The following is a 24,869-nucleotide window of genomic DNA, read 5'->3' on the forward strand; positions in this document are numbered from 1 at the left end:
TATGCCGCAGCCTGGTTACATAAATGGCTACGAAACATTCATGTGAGCAATATCATCGATTTCATTAAATGACTGGACGCACTTCCTATTCCAAAGCCTACTCTCCAGATTCTCGATAATTTCTTTGCGCTTCATTTTTGCAGGACTGTAATCTTCGAAAGGATTCATTGTCGCCGGCTTAAGGAATGAAGTGGTTACACTGATTTCCCAGCCTTTCGAGCCTCTGTTGATCTTGTTTTCTGAGGTATTAGAAGCCCCAATCAGCCATCGATGACTGTTTCCAACGTTTCTTATAAAGCGTCGACCGTGGTTAGCAACTTCCATGTTGAGGTATTCTTGATCTTCAAGAAGGCCTGGCTTAGGTTCGATTGCCACTTGTGGCCTCATGGTTAATTCGTCGGGTTCAAGTTGAGTTATGTTGAGTTGGTCGACCCACTCCAGGAATCTCTCTCTGTCGTCATAGGGTTGCTCAAAGTCAGCCAGCAACATTTGTGTCCACTCGGCGTAGTTCTCGTGTTGCTTTGCAACGCAGTCAAGTCTGAAAATGATGCGCCGCTTGTCATCATCCCAGAAAAGCTCCTCTTTACCACAACCTCGTAGCAAACGGGAAAGAAGATGTGGTACTTCATGTTTCGCTAGATACGAATCACCTTGGTACTTTTTGAAGCCTTTAGTTGGCGGTATTTTTGATCCCGAGCGCTCCTTAACGTAGGGGCCATCACGATAAAATTCTTTATCAGGATACTTGGCGTTCAAGATGTCAACGCGCTTCTCAAGGTCAGCGATTTGGTCCGCCTTGCGTTTATTGTTGGCCGTTACTGTATGAAGGTCGTTGGGAGTGAGGCTCTCCGCCTTTTTGTCTGGTTGACTCCAATCGACATACCAGATGATCGCCATCACAATCAGGACGATTATTCCCAGAATTGGTCCCATTTTTAATCCTTACAGGGTCTGTACCGTGTTTGTCTTGCGTATGGTGAATAGAGAAATCTAGCGCTGCCTGGAGTTCCCCCGATACGCATGATACACCCCAGCCTCTTTGGGAATGTCCGCTGTAACGGGATAGAACCCAGCTGGGTAAATTCCATTCGATCTCCAATGGCTTGAGTGGGAGGCTCTGATGGTTGTCGCGACGGTACTTGAAGGCATAGGGAAACGCCAGCGAGAGCTCCAACTGTGGCAATTACTTCATTTTTGGCATGGTACGTAGTCGGAAGGGATAACTTTCATAGTATTCAGTCGAGAGTTCTTTGCTCTGAACTGCGTGGCTACCGCATTCAACGCACTTCATCGCGTCCAGTTGTTCCATGAGCACGTGACAGCGATTACAGATATAACCCTTGGAGACACCGCGTCGGTAAAGCCCCTCGGCAATCTCCAAATTTCTGTTAAATCTCCGAGCTTCCGCCTCTGCCTCGCGTTGTTCGGCCTCAAGCTTATCAAGTATTGCCTTAGCGTCCTGCGTCTCGATCATTTCGGCTTCACGCTTAATTGCCCGTCGCCGGGCCTCGCGCTGCTGCTCGGCTCTGGCTTCTGCACCCTGGTATTCGAGATACCGGGCATGGGGCCTGTTTGAGATTATGGTGAACCGATACCCCTCACCGGTCTCAGTCAGAAGGCTATATGGCCAGTCACAAAGCCGACGAAGGTACTGCAGCATTAGAAAATAGGGCGTTTTGATGGCCTGATTCTCTGATTCGCTCAAGAACCAGACGCCAGTATCCGCGTACCAGGTGCCACGCTTCCGACCCTTTTTCTTCCCTTCCAGCTTCATGGTTGCAAGTCGATCCATCCACTTGATGTAACCGAATCGGGATCTCACTGCGTCAACAACGGCCCGTACCGTCAGATGATGGCCAACCGGCACGTTGATGATGAAATGCTCCAGGACGAACATTTGCCAGAGCGAGTAATGACACCTAACGATCCAATCCCCTTTGAGGCGAACTCCCGTGCCGAAGGGCAATCGGTCCGGTAAAGCGTGGCCTGCGGCATGCAGCCGCGCAAGCTCTTGCCTGATGGCTGGGGCGCATTTCTCTTCCATTTGCTGGTGGAGCTTTGTCTGAGCCTCCTCACTTTGCATTCGGAACGCCTTCTCCACGTCAGGGGCATAGAGCTCTCGTTGGCGCTCTTTGTTTTCTTCGTAGCGAAACTTTTCCAGTTCACGCTTCTCTGTAGCTTCACGTTCGGCCACGAACTTGGCCTTGGCTGCAGGTAGCCGGTCTTCGAGGCGTTTCCGTGCGGCGCGCACTCGCGGCAGGTCGTCGTAAAGCGAGCAGCGGTACCAGTGTCGGGGTGCGGCGCGAAGAACGATTTCTCGCAGCGCATCCAGATCCCGAACCTCTTCTGGGGATACCGTGGCCAGGTCAATCTCCATAAGGTTGTCGAGCGCTCCGGCCTTAGGCTCGTCAACTTCGTGGGACACCTTAATTTCGATGTAGACCGTTGAGCCGTTTTTGAGGTTGGCGGTGAGGTCCGGACGCCAGATCTCGGCCATCTGCTCCGAAACCACATCAAGCAATTCCGTTCTGTGGGGTTCGAACACAACTTTTTCCGAGATGTATACGTCCTCGGCCACATGGGCTCGGAAATGGAAGGATTTCGAAGGAAGCCAGACGTAGCCGGCGTCTTCAATGATTTGCTTACCCATTCGGTGAAGCGCGGTTTCGTAGCCACCGGGGCACTCCTTCGCTCGATGGTGAGAGAAGTAGTTTCGCTTCACTTTGGGTAGATTTGCGATCAGGGGGGACTGGCAAGACGGGCAATGGCAGCCGCAGGCCTTGCCTTGGTCAACTTCGTCCGGTGTGTACAGGCGACCGTTCTTCTCACCAAACGGAACTCTGAGATCTCCATATCCCGCCATTGTTCCTCCATCCGGAGAACGTTTCTAATTAGAGGTGAGCGCTGCATTCAGCCGTTTCATCAGCGCTTCGCCTTTATCATTCACAGGCCGTAGTTTAGCTTTGTAGTCCACCGAGTCCAGTTCAACTTTGAACAAGTCCAGTCCTGGTGGCGTGCCAGCTCTGACCAATCGATCGAAGTACCGCAGCTGTCTTGCGGCAGTTGCGTGCGGGAAATTAAGAGCAGTCTCCAGGTCCCGACCGGTAACGCCGTTACCCTTACCTTGTTTGTAAACATCCCTATTTCAGTGGCACCGCTGATCAGAGATTTCTACACGTTGGTGCTTCGCAAGGTATTCCCAGGGTGACAAGCCCTCTATTGGATCTTGGGCGCGCGAAAGTTCGCTTTTGTTTAATAGCCAATCGCCGATGGTTTGTCGAGCTGCCCGCAAATTTGCGTAGTTCGCCTCAATTAGTTCGAAAACAAAAACTCCGTGCCAAGCATTACTCGGCACGGAGTCATTATAGTCAGGGCTTTTAGGACTCTCGAAGCGAGAGAATACCCAGGTGGCTAGACCGTCAGGTGCTTCTTGATGAGTTCATCCGTCAGCCCCGCAATCTCATCCTCAGCAACCCGCCGCCCCCGATCCAAAATCGCAAACCGATCCGCATACTTCCTCGCAAACGGCAACTTCTGCTCAACCAGCAGCACCGTCAGTCCGTCTTCTTCGATTAATCGGCGAATAACCTCCCCAATCTGCGCCACAATATTCGGCTGAATCCCCTCCCCCGGTTCATCCAGAATCAGCAGTCTGGGCTCAATCACCAGCGCTCTTCCAATCGCCAATTGCTGTTGCTGCCCACCCGAAAGGTCGCCCCCTCTGCGGTGTTTCATTTCCTTCAGCACCGGAAACAGCTCATACACCCGCTCCGGTATCTGCTTGCTGCCGTCCTTGCGCACAGCGAGGCCAGTACGCAGGTTTTCTTCCACAGTCAGCAGCGGGAAGATCTGCCGGCCCTGGGGCACGTAGCCAATGCCCAGTCTTGAGCGGTCTTCGATTTTCTTTTTGGTCAGTTCCACGTCACCGGCGAATTCAATGCTGCCGCTTTTGGTGGTTTCCTCGCCCATGATGCATTTCATCAGGGTGGTTTTGCCTACGCCGTTGCGGCCCATCACGCAGGTGCACTGGCCCTGGGGTACGTCCAGGTCCAGATCCCAGAGGGTGTGGCTTTCGCCGTAGTATTGGTTGAGCTGTTGGATCTTGAGCATTACGCCTCCTCCCCGAGGTATACCTTGATCACTTCCGGGTCGTTGGAGACCTGGTCCATGGTGCCTTCGGCCAGCACGCTGCCCTGGTGCAGCACGGTGACCTGGCGGGCGATGGAGCGCACGAAGCCCATGTCGTGTTCCACCACCACGACGGACTGTTTGCCGGCGAGGCTGGTGAGCAGTTCGGCGGTGCGTTCCATTTCCTGTTCGGTCATGCCGGCGACGGGTTCGTCCACCAGCAGCAGCCGGGGTTTCTGCATCAGCAGCATGCCGATTTCCAGCCACTGTTTCTGGCCGTGGGAGAGGATGCCGGCGGGTTTGTCCCGCAGCTGTTTCAGGCCGATCATCTCCAGCACTTCGTCGATGCGGTCGCGGAATTCCGGTTTCATGATGGCGGTCAGCGTGGGCAGGATGCGCTTGTCGGTGGCCATGGCCAGTTCCAGGTTTTCGAACACGGTGAGGGCTTCGAATACCGTGGGTTTCTGGAACTTGCGGCCGATGCCCAGGCTGGCGATGTCCGGCTCACTCTTGGTGAGCAGGTTGTGGCGGCTGCCGAACCATACGGAGCCGGTGTCCGGGCGGGTTTTGCCGGTGATGATGTCCATCATGGTGGTTTTGCCCGCGCCGTTGGGGCCGATGATGCAGCGCAGCTCGCCGTCGTCGATGGTGAGGTTGAGGTTGTTGATGGCCTTGAAGCCGTCAAAGCTCACGTTCACGTCTTCCAGGTACAGGATCGGGCCGTGGCGCACGTCCACCGGGGAGGCTTCGGGCGCGAGGAATTCGAACACGCGCTCGCGGTTGGTGAGTTGCTCGAACATGCTCATGCGGTGGCCTCCTGTGGTTTGGGTTTGGATGGATCGGCGTTGCTGTCCTCATCTGGCTTCTGGCGCTTCTGCAGCAGGCCGGCGATGCCTTTGGGCAGGAACACGGTGACCAGCACAAACAGACCGCCGAGGGCGAACAGCCAGGCGTCCGGCATCACGCCGGTGAACACGGTTTTGGCGTAGTTCACCAGAATGGCGCCAATCACTGCGCCGTAGAGGGTGGCACGGCCACCCAGCGCAACCCACACCACGACTTCGATGGAGAACAGGGGTGAGAATTCACTGGGGTTGATGATGCCCACTTGCGGCACATACAGCGCGCCGGCCACGCCCGCCAGCATGGCGGAGACCACGAACACAAACAGCTGCACCCGTTCCACCCGGTAACCCAGAAAACGGGTGCGGGCTTCGGCGTCGCGGCAGGCCACACTGACCCGGCCCAGTTTGCTGGTGACAATGCCGCGGCAGATCACGTAGCCGATGGCCAGCGCGATGCCGGTGGCGATGAACAGCCCCAGCCGTGTGGAATCGGTGCGCAGGTTGAAGCCGAGGATGTCGCGGAAGTCGGTCAGGCCGTTGTTGCCGCCAAAGCCCATCTCGTTGCGGAAGAAGGCCAGCATCAGCGCAAAGGTCAGTGCCTGGGTGATGATCGACAGGTACACCCCGGTCACCCGGGAGCGGAACGCCAGGAAGCCGAACACCAGCGCCAGCAGGCCCGGGGCCAGCAGCACCATGATGAAGGCGAACCAGGCCATGTCGAAGCCCTGCCAGTACCAGGGCAGCGAGTCCCAGTTCAGGAACACCATGAAGTCCGGCAGCACCGGGTCGCCGTACACGCCGCGATCACCGATCTGGCGCATCAGGTACATGCCCATGGCGTAGCCGCCGATGGCAAAGAAGGCGCCGTGGCCCAGGCTGAGAATGCCCAGGTAACCCCACACCAGATCCACCGCCACCGCCAGCAGCGCGTAGCACAGGTATTTACCCAGCAGGGTGACGGTGTAGGCGCTGACGTGCAGCGCATGGCCTTCCGGCATGATCAGGTGCAGCAGGGTGACCAGCGCCACCGCGGCAAACAGCACCCCGAGGAATATCTGTGTGGAACGCTCCTGTAATGGCCGGAGCAGCCAGGTTTGTGATGTCGGCATAGCTCAGCCCTCCGCGGCCCGGCCCTTCTGGGGAAAGAGTCCCTTGGGGCGTTTTTGAATGAACAGGATGATCAGCACCAGCACCATGATCTTGGCCAGTACCGAACCGGCCCAGGGTTCCAGGATCTGGTTGATGGTGCCCAGTGACAGACCCGCCAGCAGGGTGCCCCAGAGGTTACCCACGCCACCGAACACCACCACCATGAACGAGTCGATGATGTAGTTCTGGCCCAGGTTGGGGCCGACATTGGTGATCTGCGACAGCGCAACGCCCGCCAGTCCGGCCACGCCGGAACCCAGGCCGAAGGTGAGGATGTCCACCCGGGTGGCGCGAATGCCCATGGACCGGGCCATGGCACGGTTCTGGGTCACCGCCCGCACTTCCAGGCCGAGGCGGGTCTTGCGCATGATCAGCATCAGCCCAGCGAACACCACCAGGGCAAAACCGATAACGTACATGCGGTTCAGGGTCAGCGACAGGGCGCCGTTGATCACCAGCGAGCCGCTCATCCATTCCGGGGTGGTCACCGAGCGGTTGAGGGGGGAAATCACCGTGCGTACCAGTTGCTGCAGGATCAGGCTGACACCAAAGGTGGCCAGCAGGGTTTCCAGCGGGCGGCCTTTGAGGTGCTGGATCACGCTGCGCTCGATGGCGATGCCCGCCAGCGCCGCCACCAGGAACCCGGCGGGGATGGACAGGATCAGCGCCAGCCCGGGCTGGCCGGGTAACAGTTGCTGCATGCCCCAGGTGGTGTAGGCCCCCAGCATGATCAGTTCGCCGTGGGCCATGTTGATCACACCCATCACGCCAAAGGTGATGGCCAGGCCGATGGCCGCCAGCACCAGTACCGAGCCGAGGGACAACCCGAAATACAGGGTCTCAGCGGCGCGGTTCATTTTCAGTTTCTGTTCGATGGAGACCAGCGCTTCCTGGGCGCGGGCCGCCAGGGCCGGATCGTCTCCGACTGCCGCGTTGTTGAGGGCGGCGCGGGCGTTGCTGTGCAGGCTGCCGGTCAGTACGGTGATGGCCTGGGCCTGAGCTTCGGCATCGCCCTGCTCCAGCTGGTAGATGGCAACGGATTCTTCAATGCGATTGCGAACCGGACCCGGCAGGTCCCGTTCCAGTAATTTGGTCAGTGGTTTCACCACGCTGGCGTTCACTTTGCCCATCATGGCTTCGGCGGCTTTTTCCTGCACCTCGGGGTCGTCCGAGTACAGGTCCAGCATGGCCAGCACGCCTTCCAGTTTGCCGCGGATGGCGTTGTTGATGTTGACCCGGTCCAGCTCCCGGCGGGACATCTCGCCCAGGTTCTCACCGGTGAGCGGGTCGGCGATGGTCCAGTTGCGGCCCACGTTGCGGAGCACTTCCACCACCTGCCCGGTGTCTTTGATACGGCTCAGGCGATTGTTGCCAAAGGCGTCCAGCCAGTCTCTGGCGCGGGGATCACCGCTGTCTACGATGGCTTCAATGGCGGCGTCTATCTCTCTGGATGAGGCGTCTGCCAGGTTGGTGAGAAGCGCCTGCCCCGGATCGGCTTCGGTCTGGCTGTGAGCCGGCAGGCTCAGCACCAGCAGCAAGACAAGGCCCAGCGGTTTAAGGTAGAGGGCTTTGAGGCAGAGGGCGTTGAGACAAAGAGGCGTGAGCCATCGGAAGATGCCCATGTGTCCGTCCTGTTGTTGGAAATAAAAGGTTGGCAATGAATCGTTGGTTCCGGGGTCCGGAACACCCGGGGCGATCACGCCGCCCCGGGGTTCTCTTTACAGGTTTGCCGCGTGATTATTCAGCGTCAGCCAGGGCCTGTTCGCCGGCAGAAGCACCACAGGTGCCGGACTTGACGTTGAAGTTGCCGCACTTCAGCGGGGCGCGCCAATCGGAAATCAGGTCACGGGAACCCGGCAGGAAGTCAGACCAGGCATCGCCGGCCACGGTGGAGGAGGTTTCCCAGACTACGGAGAACTGGCCGTTGTCCTGGATCTCACCAATCAGCACCGGCTTGGTGATGTGGTGGTTGGGCATCATGGTGGCGTAGCCGCCAGTCAGGTTGGGTACGCTCACGCCGATGATGGCGTCTTTCACCGCGTCGACATCGGTGGTGCCGGCCTTCTCGACCGCTTCCACGTACATGTTGAAGCCGATGTAGTGGGCTTCCATCGGATCGTTGGTAACGGCTTTCTCGTCGCCCTTGTAGTCGATCCAGGCGTCGATGAAGTCGTAGTTGGCGTCGCTGTCCACGCTCATGAAGTAGTTCCAGGCCGCCAGGTGACCGACCAGCGGGCCGGTGTCGATGCCGGCCAGTTCCTGCTCGCCCACGGAGAAGGCCACAACAGGGATATCTGAAGAGGCAATGCCCTGGTTACCCAGTTCGCGGTAGAATGGTACGTTGGCGTCACCGTTGATGGTGGAGACCACGGCGGTCTTCTTGCCGGCGCTGCCGAACTTCTTGATGTCGGAGACGATGGACTGCCAGTCGGAGTAACCGAAAGGCGTGTAGTTGATCATGATGTCGCCTTCGGCCACACCCATGTCTTTCAGGTAGGTTTCCAGGATCTTGTTGGTGGTGCGGGGATACACATAATCAGTGCCCGCCAGAACCCAGCGCTCAACGCCCAGTTCGTTCTTCAGGTAGTCCACCGCCGGAATCGCCTGCTGGTTGGGCGCCGCACCGGTGTAGAACACGTTCTCGGACGACTCTTCGCCTTCATACTGTACCGGGTAGAACAGCAGGCCGTTGAGCTCTTCCACCACCGGCAGTACGGATTTGCGGGAGACCGAGGTCCAGTTACCGAAGATCACGTCCACTTTTTCTTTTTCCAGCAGCTCGCGGGCTTTTTCTGCGAACAGCGGCCAGTTGGAGGCGGGGTCGACCACCACGGCTTCCAGCTGACGGCCGTCGATGCCGCCTTTGGCGTTCTGCTGTTCGATCAGCATTTCCATGGTGTCTTTCAGGGCGGTTTCACTGATCGCCATGGTGCCGGACAGGGAGTGCAGGATACCGACCTTAATGGGATCTTCCGCCGCCATGGCGTGGAAGGATACCGACAGCGCCAGTGCAGAGAGGCCCAGCTTCACGTGTTTTTTGATGCTCATGTTGTGAGTCCTTTTATCTTCGTTGGGTTATGCCGTTCGTCGTAAACGCACTTCCCTCTCTGCATCTGCCGTTCCACATTGCCTGTATATTCAGTAAAAACAGCACGTTATCTAGTATACAAGCCACCACTCCCGCCACAGAGCAGGGCTAAACCCCTCCCAACCCCCTGTTTTCCGGTTCAGTTTTGGTGCGATCGCACCGTACTTGGGCATTCCGTTTCGCACCAACTTTGAACGCTATTTTACTAAGCAATTGTTTTATATGTATTTTAAATAAAATTCGCCAAATGGCACGGGCATTGCCAATCAGGATGTATACAAGATGACAACCTGCACGAGGACAACCCATGCCTTCAACACGTGGATGGACACTTCAGGACTGGCGCGCCGCCTATGAACAGGGCCAGTCACCGAAGACACTGCTGGGCGATTTGCTCGCCAGCCTGGATACTGCCAATAAAAAGGACGTTGCCTGGATCTCGCTGATCGACCAGGCCGGTTTAAAGAAGGCCCTGGCCGAGCTGGAGCAGCGTCGGGAGCAAGCCGGCGGCGATCTGGCAGCGCTGCCTTTATACGGTGTGCCATTCGCGGTGAAGGACAACATCGATGCCGTGGGCTTCGAGACCACCGCCGCCTGCCCCGCCTACGCCTATGCACCAGGGCAGGACGCCGCCACCGTCGCCCGCCTGAAAGCCGCCGGTGCGGTACTGATCGGTAAAACCAACCTGGACCAGTTCGCCACCGGGCTGGTGGGTACCCGTTCCCCTTATGGTGCGGTGCCCAATACCTTCAAACCGGAGGTGGTCAGCGGTGGTTCCAGTTCGGGCTCTGCTTCTTTGGTGGCGCGCGGGTTAGTGCCGTTTGCCCTGGGAACCGACACCGCCGGCTCCGGTCGGGTACCGGCAGGGCTGAACAATCTGGTGGGTCTGAAACCCACCAAGGGCCTATTCAGCATTGAAGGCGTGGTGCCGGCGTGCAAATCCCTGGATTGCGTGTCCATCTTTGCGCTGACGGTGGGCGATGCCGGTGCGCTGCAGGACATCATGGCCGGTTATCAGTCCAGCGATGCGTTTTCCCGTAAGACGCCAACCAGCTTGCCCACCGATGGCCCCGCGATTCGCCGTGGCGGGCCGATCAAACGCCTGGCGATTCCCGAGCACCCGCAATGGTTTGGTGACCAGCAATCGGAAGCGGCCTGGAACACCGCCGTCAGCAACTGGCGCCAGCAGGATGTGGAACTGGTGCCGATGGATTTTGCCCCCATGCTGGAGCTGGCCGCGCTGTTGTACGAAGGCCCCTGGGTGGCTGAGCGCCAGGCTGCCGTGGAAGCGTTTATGGCGGATCACGCCAGTGACATGAACCCGGTGGTCAAAGGCATTATTGAGAAAGCGGGCAACTTCAGCGCCACCGACACCTTCAAGGCCCAGTACCGCAAGGAAGAGCTGGTGCGCGCCATTGATGAACGGTTGCAGGCTGTCGACGCCCTGCTGGTGCCCACCGCACCGACCGCGCCCACCATAGCGGCAGTGAATGCGGACCCGGTGACGCTCAATAGCCAGTTGGGCACCTACACGAATTTCGTCAATCTGGCGGACTTCTGCGCCCTGGCGGTGCCGGCCGGTTTCCGGGATGACGGCCTGCCCTTCGGCATCACCCTGATCAGCGGCGCCTGGAAAGACGCGGAATTGCAAAGACTGGCCTGTCAGTGGCTGAACGCCCACCCGACACCCCTGGGTGCAACCGACTGCAAGCGACCGCAGGAACTCCCGGTCAGCCCGGCTTCGGCGGACACCATCACTGTGGCCGTGGTAGGCGCCCATCTCACCGGCATGCCCCTGAATACTCAACTTACCGAGCGCAACGCGGTGCTGCTGGAACAAACCACCACCTCGGCCAACTACCGGCTTTACGCCCTGCCCAACACCACGCCTCCAAAACCCGGCCTCAAGCGCGTCGGCCCGGAGGACGGCTGCGAAATGATTGTGGAGGTATGGCAGATGGCCAGTTCCGAATTCGGCTCCTTTGTCGATCTTATCCCCGCGCCTCTGGGCATCGGCAATGTCGAGCTGGCCGATGGCCGCTGGGTCAACGGCTTTATCTGCGAAGGCTACGGCCTTGAAGGCGCCCGCGATGTGACCGAATTCGGTGGCTGGCGCGCCTACATCACTGCACTCAAATCCGGCCAGGCTTAAGGAGATCTGCCCCATGTTTAACAAAGTTCTGATCGCCAACCGTGGCGAAATCGCTGTACGCACCATTCGTACCCTCAAGGCCATGGGCGTGGGCAGCGTCGCGGTCTATTCCCATCAGGATCGCCACAGCCTGCACGTCACCCTCGCGGACGAAGCCGTGGCGCTGACCGGTAACGGCGCCAGCGAAACCTACCTCGACAAGGCCCAGATTCTGGCCGCCGCCAAAGCAACCGGCGCGACCGCCATTATTCCCGGCTACGGCTTCCTGTCAGAGAACGCGGAATTCGCCGAAGCCTGCGAAGCCGACGGCATTGCCTTCATCGGCCCCACACCCACGCAGATGCGGGAGTTCGGCCTGAAACACCGGGCACGGGAACTGGCGGAAGCCGCCGGCGTGCCCCTGGCGCCGGGCAGCGGCCTGTTGGAAACGCTGGACGAAGCGCTGGGCGTGGCGAACCAGCTGGGCTACCCGGTGATGCTGAAAAGCACCGCCGGCGGTGGCGGCATCGGCCTGACCCGCTGCAACGGCGAAAGCGAACTGCGGGACGCGTTTGAAACCGTGCGCCGCCAGGGCCAGAGCTTCTTTAATGACAGCGGCGTGTTCCTGGAGCGCTTCATCGCCCGCGCCCGCCACGTGGAAGTGCAGATGTTCGGGGATGGCGAAGGCAATGTCGTCGCCCTCGGCGAGCGGGACTGTTCCCTGCAGCGCCGCAATCAGAAGGTGGTGGAAGAAACCCCGGCCCCGAACCTGCCGGCGACCACCCGCCAGAAGATGCTGGACGCCGCCGTGTCCCTCGGCCAGTCGGTGAATTACCGTTCCGCCGGTACCGTGGAATACATTTACGACGAGGAACGGGACGAATTCTACTTCCTGGAAGTAAACACTCGCTTACAGGTAGAGCACCCGGTGACCGAGTCCGTCACCGGTCTGGACCTGATCGAGTGGATGCTTAAAATTGCCGCCGGTGAAAGCCCGGATCTGGCGAACGTCCAGCCGGAACTGAATGGCGCCTCCATGGAAGTGCGCATCTACGCCGAAGACCCGCTGAAGGATTTCCAGCCCTCCCCGGGCGAGCTGACCGACGTGCACTGGCCGGAAGACGGCGTGCGTGTGGACACCTGGGTGGAAAACGGTAGCGAAGTCTCTGCCCACTATGACCCGATGATCGCCAAGCTGATCGTACACGGCAAAGACCGCGACGACGCCCTGGCCAAACTGAAAGCCGCCCTCGCTGAAACCCGGCTGATGGGTATCGCCACCAACCTGGATTACCTGCGCCAGGTGGTGGCCCAGCAGAGCTTTGCCGATGGGGTTGTCTCCACCCGCGCGCTGGAAAGCTTCGAGTTCAAACCGTCGGTGGCGGAGGTAGTGAAACCCGGCACCTACACCACCGTGCAGGATTACCCCGGCCGAATGGGCTACTGGAACATCGGCGTGCCGCCCAGTGGTCCGATGGACGACTACGCCTTCCGCATCGCCAACCGTATCGTCGGCAACCACCACGAGGCGGCGGGGCTGGAAGCCACCCTGATCGGCCCCAGCCTGAAGTTCCACAAGGATTCGGTCGTGGCGCTGACTGGTGCGCTGACGGAAGCGACGCTGGACGACAAGCCGGTGGAGTTCTGGAAACCCATCACCGTAAAAGCCGGCCAGGTGCTGGCCGTTGGCAAGGCCATCAAGGGCTGCCGCACGTACCTGGCTGTGCGAGGCGGGTTTGATGTGCCGGTGTATCTGGGCAGCCGTTCCACCTTTGCCCTCGGCCAGTTCGGCGGCCACGGCGGCCGGCCCTTACGCCCCGGTGACATGCTGGGCATCAGCCAGATCGACCTGCCGGCCTGCACCACCACGGCACCCACGCACGATCCCGCGCCGGCAGACCCGGACCTGATCCCCGACTACCCGGACCACTGGGAAATCGGGGTGCTCTATGGCCCCCATGGTGCCCCGGATTTCTTCACCGAAAAGTCCATCGAGAAGTTCTTCGAGCAGGACTGGGAAGTGCACTACAACTCCAACCGCCTGGGCATCCGCCTGAACGGCCCGAAACCGGAGTTCACCCGGGAAGACGGCGGCGAAGCCGGCCTGCACCCGTCCAACATCCACGACTGCGAATACGCCATCGGCTCCATCAACTTCACCGGCGACATGCCCGTGATCCTCACCAAGGACGGCCCCAGCCTGGGCGGCTTCGTGTGCCCGGTGACCATCGCCAAGGCCGAGCTGTGGAAAGTCGGCCAGGTGAAACCCGGCGACACCATCCGTTTCGTCGCCATCGACAACGACACCGCCGTGAAACTGTCCGAACGCCAGGAACTGGCCATCAACAGTTTAATGGCCCCGCCGGCGGTGGCCCTGATCGCCCCGGACCTGGCGCCGCTGAACGACCTGTCCGCCACCATCCTGGCGTACCTGCCCGAGAAAGAAGGCCGCCCGGAAGTCACCTACCGCCAGGCCGGCGACCAGTACATCCTGCTGGAATACGGCCCTAATGTGATGGACCTGGGTGTGCGCATGCGCATTCACGCCCTGATGGAAGCCATCGCCGACGTGCAACCCTCCGGCTTGCTGGAACTGTCCCCGGGCGTACGCTCCCTGCAACTACGTTATGACGCGCGGCTTCTGCCGCAACAGGCACTGATGGAATACCTGCTGGACCTGGAAGGCACCCTGCCGCCCACGGACGAACTGAAAGTCCGCAGCCGCGTCATCCACCTGCCCATGGCCTTCGAAGACAGCGCCACCCTCGAAGCCGTCGACAAATACCGCCAGTCCGTGCGCGACACCGCGCCCTGGCTGCCCAACAACGTCGACTTCATGCAGCGCATCAACGGCCTGCAGACGCGGGAAGAGGTTCGGGATGTACTGTTCTCGGCCCGTTATCTGGTTTTGGGCCTGGGTGACGTTTACCTCGGCGCTCCGTGTGCCGTGCCCCTCGATCCAAGGCACCGCCTGTTAACGTCCAAATACAACCCGGCCCGGACTTACACGGCGGAAGGCACCGTCGGTATCGGCGGCGTCTACATGTGCATCTACGGCATGGACTCCCCCGGTGGTTACCAGTTGGTAGGCCGCACACTGCCCATCTGGAACAAATACCTGAAGAACCCCCAGTTCGCCGAAGGCGCTCCCTGGCTGTTACGATTCTTCGATCAGGTGTGCTATTACCCGGTCACCGAGGCTGAGCTGGACGAAATGCGTGACGAGTTCCGCGCTGGCCAACTGGAAGTGAAGATTGAAGAAGAGACTTTCGATCTGAAATCTCACCAGGCGTTTCTGGATGCAAACGCCGACTCCATTGCTGAATTCAGGAAGATGCAGCAAGCCGCTTATGCAAAAGAAGTCGCACTCTGGAAAGACAGCGAAGCAGAAGAGCTTGATAAACTGGCCAAGGCACCTCCGAAACCAGATGCATCCGATCTGGAAAAATTCGGGGAGTTGGTCAGTGCCGAAATCGCAGGCAATATCTGGAAATGTTTGGTTAAACCCGGTGATACGGTCAATGAGGGTGATCCATTGGTCATCGTAGAGGCCATGAAAATGGAGTTCGAAATAAACGCCACTCTATCCGGTGAGATCAGCGCATTACATACCTCACCAGGCAAAGCCGTAACCCCCGGAGAACCTATACTAAGCATTAAAATCTAAGGGACTCCAACACTAGAGTATGTAGCGGTGGTGGGGGGAGTCTTTTTTAAAAACGTCGCCTGTCTGAGCAAAGCGAGTTCAAGCGACGTTTTTAAAAAAGACTCCCCCCATCGCCGCCGCCCCCAAAGTTCAGTGCAATGGTCACTAAAGAGCTATGTTATGACTCGCAAGACTGCGGTTAAACGTAAAGAGAGTATGGCCGACCGGGTGTACGAAGCCCTTAAAGATGACATCTTTGAGTTTCGTTTAATTCCTGGTGACAAGTTCAGTGAAGGTGATGTTGGAACCAGATTGAGCGCTAGCCGAACGCCGGTGAGAGAAGCGCTCTATCGATTGCAGAGAGAAGGCTACGTCGAAGTCCTGTTCCGTAGTGGCTGGCAGGTCAAGCCGTTTGATTTTCAGCAAGTCGAAGAACTTTACGATCTTCGTATAACGCTGGAACGGGCTGCAATGCACAAGATCTGCGCCCTCGACGAGCCACCACAAGCGTTGAGGACTTTAACGGCTATCTGGAACCCGGATCACCCGTCAGAGCGGGCAGTGGGAAGCACCGTTCGTGCTCTGGACGAAAGCTTCCATTGCGATTTGGTTGCCGCTGCTGGCAACAGGGAGATGACCCGCATTCATCGGGAAATAACTGACCGACTACGGATTATCCGCCGGCTGGACTTCACCCGGGATGATCGGGTGGATGCGACCTACAAAGAACACTCCGAGATCCTGGCAGCAATTCGGGCTGGCGAGGCAACCGTTGCCGCGGACAAACTGACCCAGCACATTCGTACCTCACAAAAAGCCGTTCGCGAAATCACCATGGAACGAATTCGCGAGGCCGCAGAAGCTCATCGTGGCGGGCGAAAAATTGCTCCGGAGAGCGCATAAACACTGAACTCAGGTTCATTTTACGCCTACTCCACGGGCTCACAGATCTGTAGGAGATATCGCACACCATCGGGAGCGAATCTCCGATTTGTACAACCCCAACCCCCTGTAGAATGACAACTGTCAGGGATGACAAGCCAGCAGGGAAGTTGGTTCAGGGATGATAACTCCACGGATCAGGAGTTGCCCACGGAAATGGGCTGACAGGGACGACCACCAGGGATGAAGCGCACAGGACGTGTGCAGCCTGAAGGATCAGGCGGGGGTCAGCCACGGATTTGGGGCCACATGGAATGTGGTCCTGTTCCGTGCACTTATACCTTCCAGTTTTGCTCACTTGCGGCAATCACTCTCAAAGCGAACTTCCAGCTGACTGCGTTCTGGCACTTAACCATAACGATCGTTTTCAGACTCAGGAGTTCGAATCCATGAAACGCACCCCAATGATTGCCACACTGGTACTGCTGTTCAGCCTGTTCACAGGCTTTGCCCACGCTGAACCGGCTGCAATCAACATCAACACCGCCGACATCGAAACCCTGGCCGGCCTCAACGGCATTGGTCAGAGCAAGGCAGAAGCCATTGTTGCTTACCGCGAAGCCAACGGCCCATTCCAGGCACCGCAAGATCTGGCCAATGTGAAAGGCATTGGTGAGCGTACGATTGAGAAGAACGCTGACAGCCTTACCGTAAAGTAACGCTGTCCTGGCGGAGCCATCCGGGTTCCGCCCCTCTTCTCTGGTGTCGCCGCCAACGCGCTGTTAACCTCTCGCCCTGCTGACAAGGGATTGAGGTAGAGAACGTGGTGGTTACCCGATGATTCATGGTGCAATACTGATCGCCCTGGCAGCCCTGTTATGGGCGACTACCGGCATCGTGGCAAAATTCCTGTTCACCGGAACAGAGCTACAGGCCATCACTCTGGGCTTCCTGCGCCTGGTGGTCGCGCTACCCTTCTTCTATGTTCTGATGCGCCGTGAACAACGTGACCTGGCGGGCACTGCATCGGCCATTTCTCTCCGAGACCTGACTCTGAAAGCCCTGATCCCTCTGACGGCACTGGGGTTATTCCAGGCGTTCTACCAGGGCAGTTACCTGCTGGCCGTTGATCTGACCGGCGCCGGCATTGCCACGTTGATTGCGCTCTGCCTGCCACCGGTGCTGGTGGCCATCATGGCGGCACCACTGCTGGGCGAGCGACCTGGGCTGGTGACGTTGCTGGCGCTGATCGCGGCGATCATGGGGACCGGTATGCTGGTGATCAGCGATATGGACACCACGGGCCAACTGCGCCTGGCGGGCATCCTGATGGCCCTGCTCGCTGCGGTGGTGTATACCGGGTTCACTCTGACCAGCCGCTACAATTCCGCCGGCACGCCGGTGTTCACCACGGCCTTTATCTGTTTCCTGACCGCCGCGCTGATCCTGTTGCCTGTGGTGGCACTGACAGGCGGTATTGACGGGCTGACCACTCTCGCCCCCCGGCACTGGCTGATGGTGGTCTACATCGGCGTGGTGCCAACCTGCATCGGTTATGTCTGCTTCTTTACCGGCATGAAAACCACACCAGCGTCGCTATCCAGCATCATCGTGACCCTGGAGCCGCTGTTTGTGGCGCTGTTGGCCTGGGTGATTCTCGGGGAGGTACTCGGGGTGACTGGTATCGCAGGGGCACTGATCCTCACCACGGCGGTCATCGTGGCGTCCAGGAGCAGTGCCGGGAGGGCTCCCGGCACTGCCAACACTGACTGATCAGCTGTCCTTGCGCTGCTTTTCCAGCATGTTCGGCTGCAGGATCTCGATCCAGTAGCCGTCCGGATCCATGATAAAGGCCAGGCCTTTCATCTTGCCGTCGTCAGGCTTTTTCACAAACTCCACACCCAGCTGCTCAAACCGATCGCAGGCTGCGTAGACGTCCGGCACCGCGATACCAATGTGGCCAAATCCCTGGGGCTGGTCATTGCCATTGTGATAAGCAAAGCCTTCTTCGTCTTCGGTACCCCAGTTATGGGTCAACTCGAGCATCGCTTCGCGGCCAAAGGTAAAGGTGGTTCTGTGGGCATCGTCGGTGGGCACGGTGTTGGCCTGGCGGTCGTCCAGATAGGCCAGGAAATACAGGGTGAATTTCATTTCCGGGAAATCGAGTTTTCTGACGAGGCGCATGCCCATTACCCGGGTGTAGAAGTCCATGGAGCGCTCGGGGTCCTTGATACGCAGCATGGTCTGGTTGAAGACATAGCCTTCGGTTTCGGGCACGGGTGCTTCGTGCAGGCCTGGGGCTTGTTCGAAGTGCTTGGGCATGGGGTGCTCCCTTTTATGCATTCAGGATTCAAATATTAAACAGGTCGCCTTAAGGCGGTGACTGAACCCGATGATAAAGTGTTCGGTGCAGGCTTCCAATCACGGATCGGCACTACCCGGCAGGATGACCGCCGGCGACGGTTCGAGGACTCAGCTATCCTCTGTTAATAGTCGACGACGTTTTCAGCCTCCTGCTTTCTGGACCCTTGCCATGAAAATCGCCCGCCGGACCCAGAGGTCCCCATCTGCAACCGATTTCGGTCACCTGCAAGGCGTTTGGCGATCCCTCGGCTATGGCAAGGTGCTGCTGATCGAGGAAGACCAGTACACCTTTTTTGAGGAAACCTCGATCAGTTGCCTGCCGCTGTTTTCCGGGTCGCTCGACGAGTTGAGCGAGCGTTACGATACCCTGACGGTATCACCCGGCGGACAGGCCTTCAGCGCGCACCGGGCAACGGGGGTCACCCGCATCGGTTTTCGCCGCCTCAAGACTCTGCCCGCAACCATCGCCGATACCCGCGGCCGGAAACCACAAGATCCGGAGTACAATTTCGAGGTGTTCTGGCACACCTTTGCGGAGCAATACGCGCTGTTCGACCTCAAGGGCGTGGACTGGCATCAGGCGTATCGGGATTTCCGCCCCAGGATCACACCGGACTGTCACCCGGAGGTACTTTACGCCACCGTGGTCGCCATGCTTCACCTATTACGGGACGGCCACGTCCACCTGCACTCGCCTTGGGGCCAGTACAACTCCGCCCCCCTGCCCGCCATCTACAAGCGCCTTGACGACGAATTGGAGGCGGCCGACACCACCGAGGATATCGCCAGCTACCTGGGCGGGCTGCGTGCGTGGCTCCGTGAGGTGATTCACGACGACTACCTGGGTGGCCGCGTCCACCAGGGTGGCAATCACCTGGTTGAGTGGGGCCGCCTGAGCGACGACACCGGTTACCTCAACATCCGGGCCATGGCGGGCCAAAGCGGCAGGATCGGTTATCCGGCGGACGACCTGGCCGCCGTCCACGCCCTGATGCAACAGGTGATGGCAGAGGTGGGCGGCCTGCCCAACCTGGTGGTGGATATACGGGGTAACGGTGGCGGCTACGACGGCGTGGCGCTCCGCTTCGCCTCCTACCTGATGGACCGGAAACGCCTGGCCTTCACCAAGTCCGCCCGGCAGGGCAACGGTTACACCGGCCGGCAGGCGATCCATGTCGCGCCCGCCAGCACCGGGACCTATCGTGGGAACCTGTTCGTGCTGACCAGCGAGCTCACCGCCAGCGCCGCTGAAATTTTCGTGCTTGCGTTGCTGCAACATCCCCGCGTGACGCTGATAGGCGAGCCCACCCAGGGCATCCTTTCAGACACGCTGGAACGCCACCTGACCAACGGCTGGGAACTGACCCTATCGAACGAGATCTACCGGGCGTTTGATGGAGAGATCTACGAGGATGCGGGCATCCCGCCCCACATTCGCCTGAGGTTCCTGGGTCGCCGTGGCCGGGAAGCCGGCCGGGACCCGATGTTGGACCACGTGTTGAGGCAGGATCGCCATGGTGGCCTAGCCGGCAGGAAGTTGTGAGGCTGTGATAAACTCGGCCTTTACGTCCCGTTCAGAGAGCCCTTATGGATTTTCAGGTTCCCAATACCCTTGCCGAGCAAATAGCCAACTATCTCGCCGAACGCATCATGACTGGCCAGATCCGGCCCGGTGAACGGATTCATGAAGCTACCACTGCCACGGAACTTAAGGTCAGCCGGGCGTCGGTCAAGGAGGCGCTATATACCCTTGAGCGCTGGCACCTGGTGGACATCACACCACGCAAAGGGGCGTCAGCGAGTCGTCTGGATGCAGAGCATGCGTCTGAGCTGTATGACGTCTACATGCACCTGTTGTTAATGCTGGCAGACAGGCTCTGTGACCGTTGGCAGGAAGAGGACAAGCCGCGGATGCTGAATGTCGTCGGGGCGGTGATTGAGCAAATGAAAAAACCATCGGCCGACATTACGGCGGTGGTGGAAGCGAGCTTCGAGGTGATGGAAGTCTGCTGTGAATTGGTCGGGAACCCCTACCTCACTGAAGCTCTCTCGAATTTCAAGCCTGCGGTCAGCCGCGCCTACTATCTGAGCGCGGAACGGTATCGTCAGGGATTGGCGCAGACCAGTCAGTTCTTTACCCAATTGCCACAGGCGGTTCTGGCACGGGATGCCGACAAGGCCCGGGCTCTGATACAGGACTTTGCCGAGCACCAGAAAGCCCTGATCCAGCAGGCACTTGCCCCCGAGAATGGAGAACGAGCAGGCGCCAGATGACCGATGAAACCGACGTCGACTATTCGAAGCGCACCTCCTGGCGGAGACTGACCGCGTTCAGCCTGACGTTTATCGTACTGACTGCTGTCGGTCTGTATGTCGTTTACGATCTGTTTGCCGAACGCAGCTTCAGTTTCGATTCCGACCTGTTGTCTCCGAAAATACTGGCTGCCGTCGCCGGACTGTTGTTTGTCTATTTCCTGTCCGATGGCTTGCGGTTGTACTTTACCCTGAGGGCACTCGGGCATCGGATGCCAATGGGAACGATGTTCCGCCTGGTATTCCTTAACCTGTTCTTTTCCAATGTTACGCCCATGGCCACGGGGGGTGGATTTGCGCAGATCTGGTATCTCCACCATCACGGCGTGCCGGTGGGGCGGGCAACGGCGGCCACCACCATCCGGACGGTTCTGGCGGTCTTTTTCATATTCTCCCTGACACCGGTTTTCCTGGTCACTCTGGATGCCCTTGATAGCGGCACCCTTATCGGTGATATCAGTATGGCGCTGGTCATATTTGTGCTCATTTACCTGAGCTTTTTCACCGTTCTTTTGATCCGTAGCCATTGGCTGATCCGGCCACTCAGTTTTTTTCTGGAGAAACTCCATCATTTCCACCTGCTCGGTGATGCCCGGCACCGGCGCTGGCAATTCAAGGCAAGACGGGAAATGCTGAGGTTCTCATACAGCTTCCGGGACTACCTCGGCGGCCGCCCTCTCTACATCAGTTTGTCGATCCTGTTCACTGCCATTTTCCTCCTCAGCCTGTTCAGCTTTCCCGCACTGCTGATTCATGGGCTGGGCTACGACGTGGACTATCTGATTTCCCTGGGACTGCTGGTGGTAACCACGTTTATCATGTATTTCGCACCAACCCCCGGTGCATCCGGTATTTCCGAGGGTGTCTTTGGCAGCTTCTTCCGGGATATCCTGTCGGGCAACCACCTGATTCTGGTGATCGTGAGCTGGCGCCTGCTGACCATTTATCTGGGCATGCTTATCGGCCTGGTGGTACTCCAGAGGGAACTTATCAAGAACCGCAGGAAATCAGGATGATTTTCCGAAACCCGTTAAAATGGCTCTTTTACCTCTGCCTCACCATCGTGCTCTTGCTGGTTGGCTATAAGGCCTACCTGAACCTCTTCATGGAGGACTTTGACGGCATACACACCGAACAGGTGGAGCGAATTCATCGGGAAATCCAGAAAGACACGCCCTTCAGCTTCGCCGTTGTTGGCAATATCAACAACTCTGTGGGCATTTTCGAGGACCGGATGATCCCGGAACTCAACCACTCGGGCATCGATTTCCTGGTGTCTGCGGGCAATGCCGTCAGCGGTGGCGGTGAGGACAAGTATCGTGCGCTTTATGGTTCCCTCAGCCACCTTGCTATCCCCTACCTGCTCACCTTTGGCGCTCATGAGTACGAGGAGTTTGGCAGTTTCCGGTTCTACGACCACTTCGGTCCGCACTTCTACAGCATTCAGGCGGGCAACAGCCGGCTGATTTTCCTGGACAGCACCGGGAAAACCTCCTGGCAATGGCAGATGCGCTGGCTGGACGACCTGCTGAGCCAGGATACCTCTGCTGCCAGGATCCTGTTCATCGGGCATCCGCCGGTTGAACCGGAAGTCGATGCGCCGTTTGACGAGCAGGCCGACTATCTGGCCCCGGAGGCATTTCGGAAAGCGCTGCTGCACACCGTGGAAAAACACAACATTGACCTGGTGTTCTCCGCCAACGTTTCCCTGTATTCCGACCGTCAGGTGGGAGATGCCCGGTTTATCACCACCGGTGGCGCAGGCGGCCTGGTTCTGAACAACGACACCAGCTTCTACCATTTCGTGCAGGTGGACGTGAGCCCGAATGGCGAAGTCAGTCACTCGCTCCGGCGCCTGGAGGTTGGCCAGCACCCCATCCTCAAACGCCTCGAAGGTCTCTGGTTTTTTATCTACGCCCTGCTCTACACCGGCTACGTCAACTTTATCCTTATCGTCACGATTTTTGCCGCCATTACCATCAAGCTCTATGTCGCCATATTTGTCGGCAAGGATTACTACCCGGATTACGATCTGGACCCGACGCCCTGGCAGGAGAAATCGCTGAAAGTGGCGATGTTTACCAACAACTACCTGCCGTTTATTGGTGGCGTTCCGCTCTCAATCGAGCGGCTGCGGAGGGGGCTTGAGCACCTGGGCGACAAGTTGCTGGTGGTTGCGCCCAGCTACAAGGATCAGCCCGAGGCGGAAGAACAGGTAGTGCGGGTGCCTTCATTGCTCGCCATGGGGCAGAAACGGGAATTCCGGCTGGCGAATATTTTCCTGGCACGCATTCGCAGGAGGGTGCGGTCTTTCCGTCCGGATATTATCCATCTGCACCACCCGTTCTGGCTGGGATCCCTCGGGCTCTTCATGGCGCGGCGGCTAAGGGTGCCTGCTATCTATACCTACCATACTCGCCTGGAACATTACGCCCACTTCGTGCCCCTGCCCGGCATGCTGTTTCGTAACCTGATTTCCCATGCACTGATCAAGCATTTTGCCAACAAGTGCGATGGGGTCATCGTGCCGACCTACTCTACGGAGGAGTATCTGCGGATGATCGGGGTGAAGACCCCGACATTTGTTCAGCCGACCGGCATCGAATACCAACAGTTTCAGCAAGTAAGCCAGGACGACATAGACCAGCTGCGCCAGTCACTGAATCTGAAAGAAGAGAAAGTCTTTATCAGCGTGTCCAGACTGTCCAACGAGAAAAACATCGACTTCATGATCGAGGCGATTGACTCATTGCGGCAGCAGACGAACGTGCCTTTCCGTTTCCTGATGATCGGGGATGGTCATCAACGGGACCGTCTGCAGGCGAAGATACGGGATCTCAACCTCGAGCAGCACGTCACTCTGGTGGGCTCTGTACCACCGGAGGACATGGCAATCTGGTATCGGCTCGGCGATGCATTTCTGTTTGCCTCCAAATCCGAGACCCAGGGCATGGTGATCCTGGAAGCCATGGCAGCCGGGTTACCCGTTGTCGCGGTGCGCTCCAGCGGCATCGAAGACGTGGTCCGCGATGGATTAAACGGCTTCAAGACCCCGGAGCGACAGGACCAGTGGTGCGCCCAGGTAAAGCGCCTGCTTGAGGACGATGAGCTGAGACAGACTTTGGCGGAACAGGCACTCGCCTTTGCCGGAGATTTCTCCGTGGAACAGTTTGCCCGGGATGTCCACGACATATACGCAACCACCCTGGCGCTGACAGCCAAGAAACGACGCCGATCGCCTGTTACCTCCGGAGGTGAGTAGAAATACGTTTCCCCAGAGCCCTCTGATCGATTTACACTGCAATCACGTATTTCCTGTGAACAGTCACCACCGGGAGGCAACACGTGAGCGGTATACCAGTTGGGATCAGCACCTGTCTGCTGGGCAAGGAGGTTCGCCACGATGGCGGCCACAAGCATTCCCGTTATTGCACCCAGGTGCTCTCGAAGCATTTTGAGTTCCGTTCCATATGCCCGGAGCTGGAGGCTGGCCTGGGCGTGCCACGTCCGGCCATTCACCTGCGGGAACACTCGGAAGGACTGCGCCTGATTGAAACCAAAGGGACGGCGGACCACACCGATGCCATGCAGTCCTTCATTGACGAGGTGATGCCCTCACTGGCCAACCTTCGTGGTTACATCCTGATGGCGAAGTCCCCCAGCTGTGGCATGGAACGTATCAAGATCCATAACGAGGAAGGCCGGGTCATGCATCGTGATGGTCGCGGTATGTTTGCCGAGGCACTGATCAAAGCGTTTCCACTGATGCCCGTCGAGGAAGAAGGCCGGCTGAACGATGACATGCTGCGGGAGAATTTCATTGAGCGGGTGTTCGCCTATGACGACTGGATGCAGAACGTGGTGGGCGACAAACTCTCACCGCAGGCGCTGATCGAGTTCCACACCCGCCACAAGTTCCAGTTGCTGGCGCATTCGGAACGCATTTACCGCCAGCTTGGTCCGATGCTGGGCGATCTCAAGTCCGAACCTTTGCCGGAACTGGCCGATCGCTATATCCATCGTTTCATGGAAGCCATGAGTCAGAAAGTCAGCCGCGGTTCCCATGTCAATGCCATGCAACACCTGATGGGTTACCTGCGGGATTCCATGGCCGACGAGGATCGCAAGGTGTTGATGGAACAGATTGAAGCCTATCACCGTGGGGAGATTCCCCTGGTGGTACCGATGACACTGCTGCGAATGGCACAACGACGGGAACCGGTGGATTACCTCCACACCCAGCAATATCTCACGCCTTACCCGGATGAGCTGGGTTTACGCAACAAGGTATAGCCGTTCACAAAAAACGGGCCTCTTGAGGCC

The 24,869-nt window shown here is 58.4% G+C and carries 18 protein-coding genes; 10 read left to right on the forward strand and 8 right to left on the reverse strand.

Features of this window, described 5'->3' with window-relative positions:
• Positions 1–27 precede the first annotated feature (27 nt).
• From MARLIPOL_RS03260 to urtA, 7 genes are all read right to left on the reverse strand, one after another.
• Positions 28–933 carry a hypothetical protein gene (locus MARLIPOL_RS03260; RefSeq protein WP_012136650.1) on the reverse strand — a complete coding sequence of 302 codons (906 nt, stop codon included), beginning with the start codon at positions 931–933 and terminating at the stop codon, positions 28–30.
• A 250-nt stretch (positions 934–1,183) separates the two neighbouring features.
• Positions 1,184–2,863 (reverse strand): competence protein CoiA family protein, encoded by a 1,680-nt coding sequence (locus tag MARLIPOL_RS03265; RefSeq protein WP_012136651.1) that lies wholly within the window; start codon positions 2,861–2,863, stop codon positions 1,184–1,186.
• Positions 2,864–3,411: 548 nt separating this feature from the next.
• A complete protein-coding gene (urtE, locus tag MARLIPOL_RS03270) occupies positions 3,412–4,110 on the reverse strand; it encodes an urea ABC transporter ATP-binding subunit UrtE (RefSeq protein ID WP_012136652.1) in 699 nt (232 codons plus the stop codon).
• On the reverse strand, positions 4,110–4,934 hold the full coding sequence (gene urtD / locus MARLIPOL_RS03275; RefSeq protein ID WP_012136653.1) for an urea ABC transporter ATP-binding protein UrtD: 825 nt from the start codon (positions 4,932–4,934) through the stop codon (positions 4,110–4,112). The genes urtE and urtD overlap by 1 nt, the downstream gene beginning before the upstream one ends.
• Positions 4,931–6,082 carry an urea ABC transporter permease subunit UrtC gene (urtC, locus tag MARLIPOL_RS03280; protein ID WP_012136654.1) on the reverse strand — a complete coding sequence of 384 codons (1,152 nt, stop codon included), beginning with the start codon at positions 6,080–6,082 and terminating at the stop codon, positions 4,931–4,933. The genes urtD and urtC overlap by 4 nt, the downstream gene beginning before the upstream one ends.
• Positions 6,083–6,085: 3 nt before the next feature.
• Complete coding sequence (urtB, locus tag MARLIPOL_RS03285) at positions 6,086–7,744, reverse strand: urea ABC transporter permease subunit UrtB (protein ID WP_012136655.1); 1,659 nt, start codon at positions 7,742–7,744, stop codon at positions 6,086–6,088.
• Positions 7,745–7,859: 115 nt separating this feature from the next.
• On the reverse strand, positions 7,860–9,170 hold the full coding sequence (gene urtA / locus MARLIPOL_RS03290) for an urea ABC transporter substrate-binding protein (RefSeq protein ID WP_012136656.1): 1,311 nt from the start codon (positions 9,168–9,170) through the stop codon (positions 7,860–7,862).
• Positions 9,171–9,517: 347 nt separating this feature from the next.
• Here urtA and atzF point away from each other — a divergent pair, with 347 nt between their 5' ends.
• The 5 genes from atzF (at position 9,518) to MARLIPOL_RS03315 (ending at position 17,642) form a co-directional block, all read left to right on the forward strand.
• Positions 9,518–11,362: an allophanate hydrolase gene (atzF, locus tag MARLIPOL_RS03295; protein ID WP_012136657.1), complete on the forward strand. Its 1,845-nt coding sequence runs from the start codon at positions 9,518–9,520 to the stop codon at positions 11,360–11,362.
• 13 nt (positions 11,363–11,375) lie between these two features.
• A complete protein-coding gene (gene uca, locus MARLIPOL_RS03300) occupies positions 11,376–15,008 on the forward strand; it encodes an urea carboxylase (protein WP_012136658.1) in 3,633 nt (1,210 codons plus the stop codon).
• Between the two features lie 159 nt (positions 15,009–15,167).
• Positions 15,168–15,890, forward strand: coding sequence for a GntR family transcriptional regulator (locus tag MARLIPOL_RS03305; protein WP_012136659.1), 723 nt, complete (start codon positions 15,168–15,170; stop codon positions 15,888–15,890).
• 428 nt (positions 15,891–16,318) lie between these two features.
• Positions 16,319–16,588: a ComEA family DNA-binding protein gene (locus MARLIPOL_RS03310; RefSeq protein WP_012136660.1), complete on the forward strand. Its 270-nt coding sequence runs from the start codon at positions 16,319–16,321 to the stop codon at positions 16,586–16,588.
• A gap of 118 nt (positions 16,589–16,706) precedes the next feature.
• Positions 16,707–17,642 carry a DMT family transporter gene (locus MARLIPOL_RS03315; protein ID WP_012136661.1) on the forward strand — a complete coding sequence of 312 codons (936 nt, stop codon included), beginning with the start codon at positions 16,707–16,709 and terminating at the stop codon, positions 17,640–17,642.
• Here the strand turns inward: MARLIPOL_RS03315 and gloA are convergent, their stop codons facing one another.
• Positions 17,643–18,191, reverse strand: a complete 549-nt coding sequence (gene gloA, locus MARLIPOL_RS03320; RefSeq protein WP_012136662.1) for a lactoylglutathione lyase — start codon at positions 18,189–18,191, stop codon at positions 17,643–17,645.
• Positions 18,192–18,402: 211 nt separating this feature from the next.
• On the opposite strand from gloA, the gene MARLIPOL_RS03325 reads away from it, so the two are divergent.
• The 5 genes from MARLIPOL_RS03325 (at position 18,403) to MARLIPOL_RS03345 (ending at position 24,839) form a co-directional block, all read left to right on the forward strand.
• Positions 18,403–19,776 carry a S41 family peptidase gene (locus tag MARLIPOL_RS03325; protein ID WP_012136663.1) on the forward strand — a complete coding sequence of 458 codons (1,374 nt, stop codon included), beginning with the start codon at positions 18,403–18,405 and terminating at the stop codon, positions 19,774–19,776.
• A gap of 44 nt (positions 19,777–19,820) precedes the next feature.
• A complete protein-coding gene (locus MARLIPOL_RS03330; RefSeq protein ID WP_012136664.1) occupies positions 19,821–20,507 on the forward strand; it encodes a GntR family transcriptional regulator in 687 nt (228 codons plus the stop codon).
• A complete protein-coding gene (locus MARLIPOL_RS03335; RefSeq protein ID WP_012136665.1) occupies positions 20,504–21,562 on the forward strand; it encodes a lysylphosphatidylglycerol synthase transmembrane domain-containing protein in 1,059 nt (352 codons plus the stop codon). Before MARLIPOL_RS03330 ends, MARLIPOL_RS03335 begins: the two co-directional genes overlap by 4 nt.
• Positions 21,559–23,808 carry a glycosyltransferase gene (locus MARLIPOL_RS03340; protein ID WP_012136666.1) on the forward strand — a complete coding sequence of 750 codons (2,250 nt, stop codon included), beginning with the start codon at positions 21,559–21,561 and terminating at the stop codon, positions 23,806–23,808. The genes MARLIPOL_RS03335 and MARLIPOL_RS03340 overlap by 4 nt, the downstream gene beginning before the upstream one ends.
• Positions 23,809–23,891: 83 nt before the next feature.
• A complete protein-coding gene (locus MARLIPOL_RS03345) occupies positions 23,892–24,839 on the forward strand; it encodes a YbgA family protein (RefSeq protein WP_012136667.1) in 948 nt (315 codons plus the stop codon).
• Positions 24,840–24,869: the final 30 nt, after the last annotated feature.

This window comes from Marinobacter lipolyticus SM19 (assembly GCF_000397065.2).
Taxonomy (GTDB): domain Bacteria; phylum Pseudomonadota; class Gammaproteobacteria; order Pseudomonadales; family Oleiphilaceae; genus Marinobacter; species Marinobacter lipolyticus.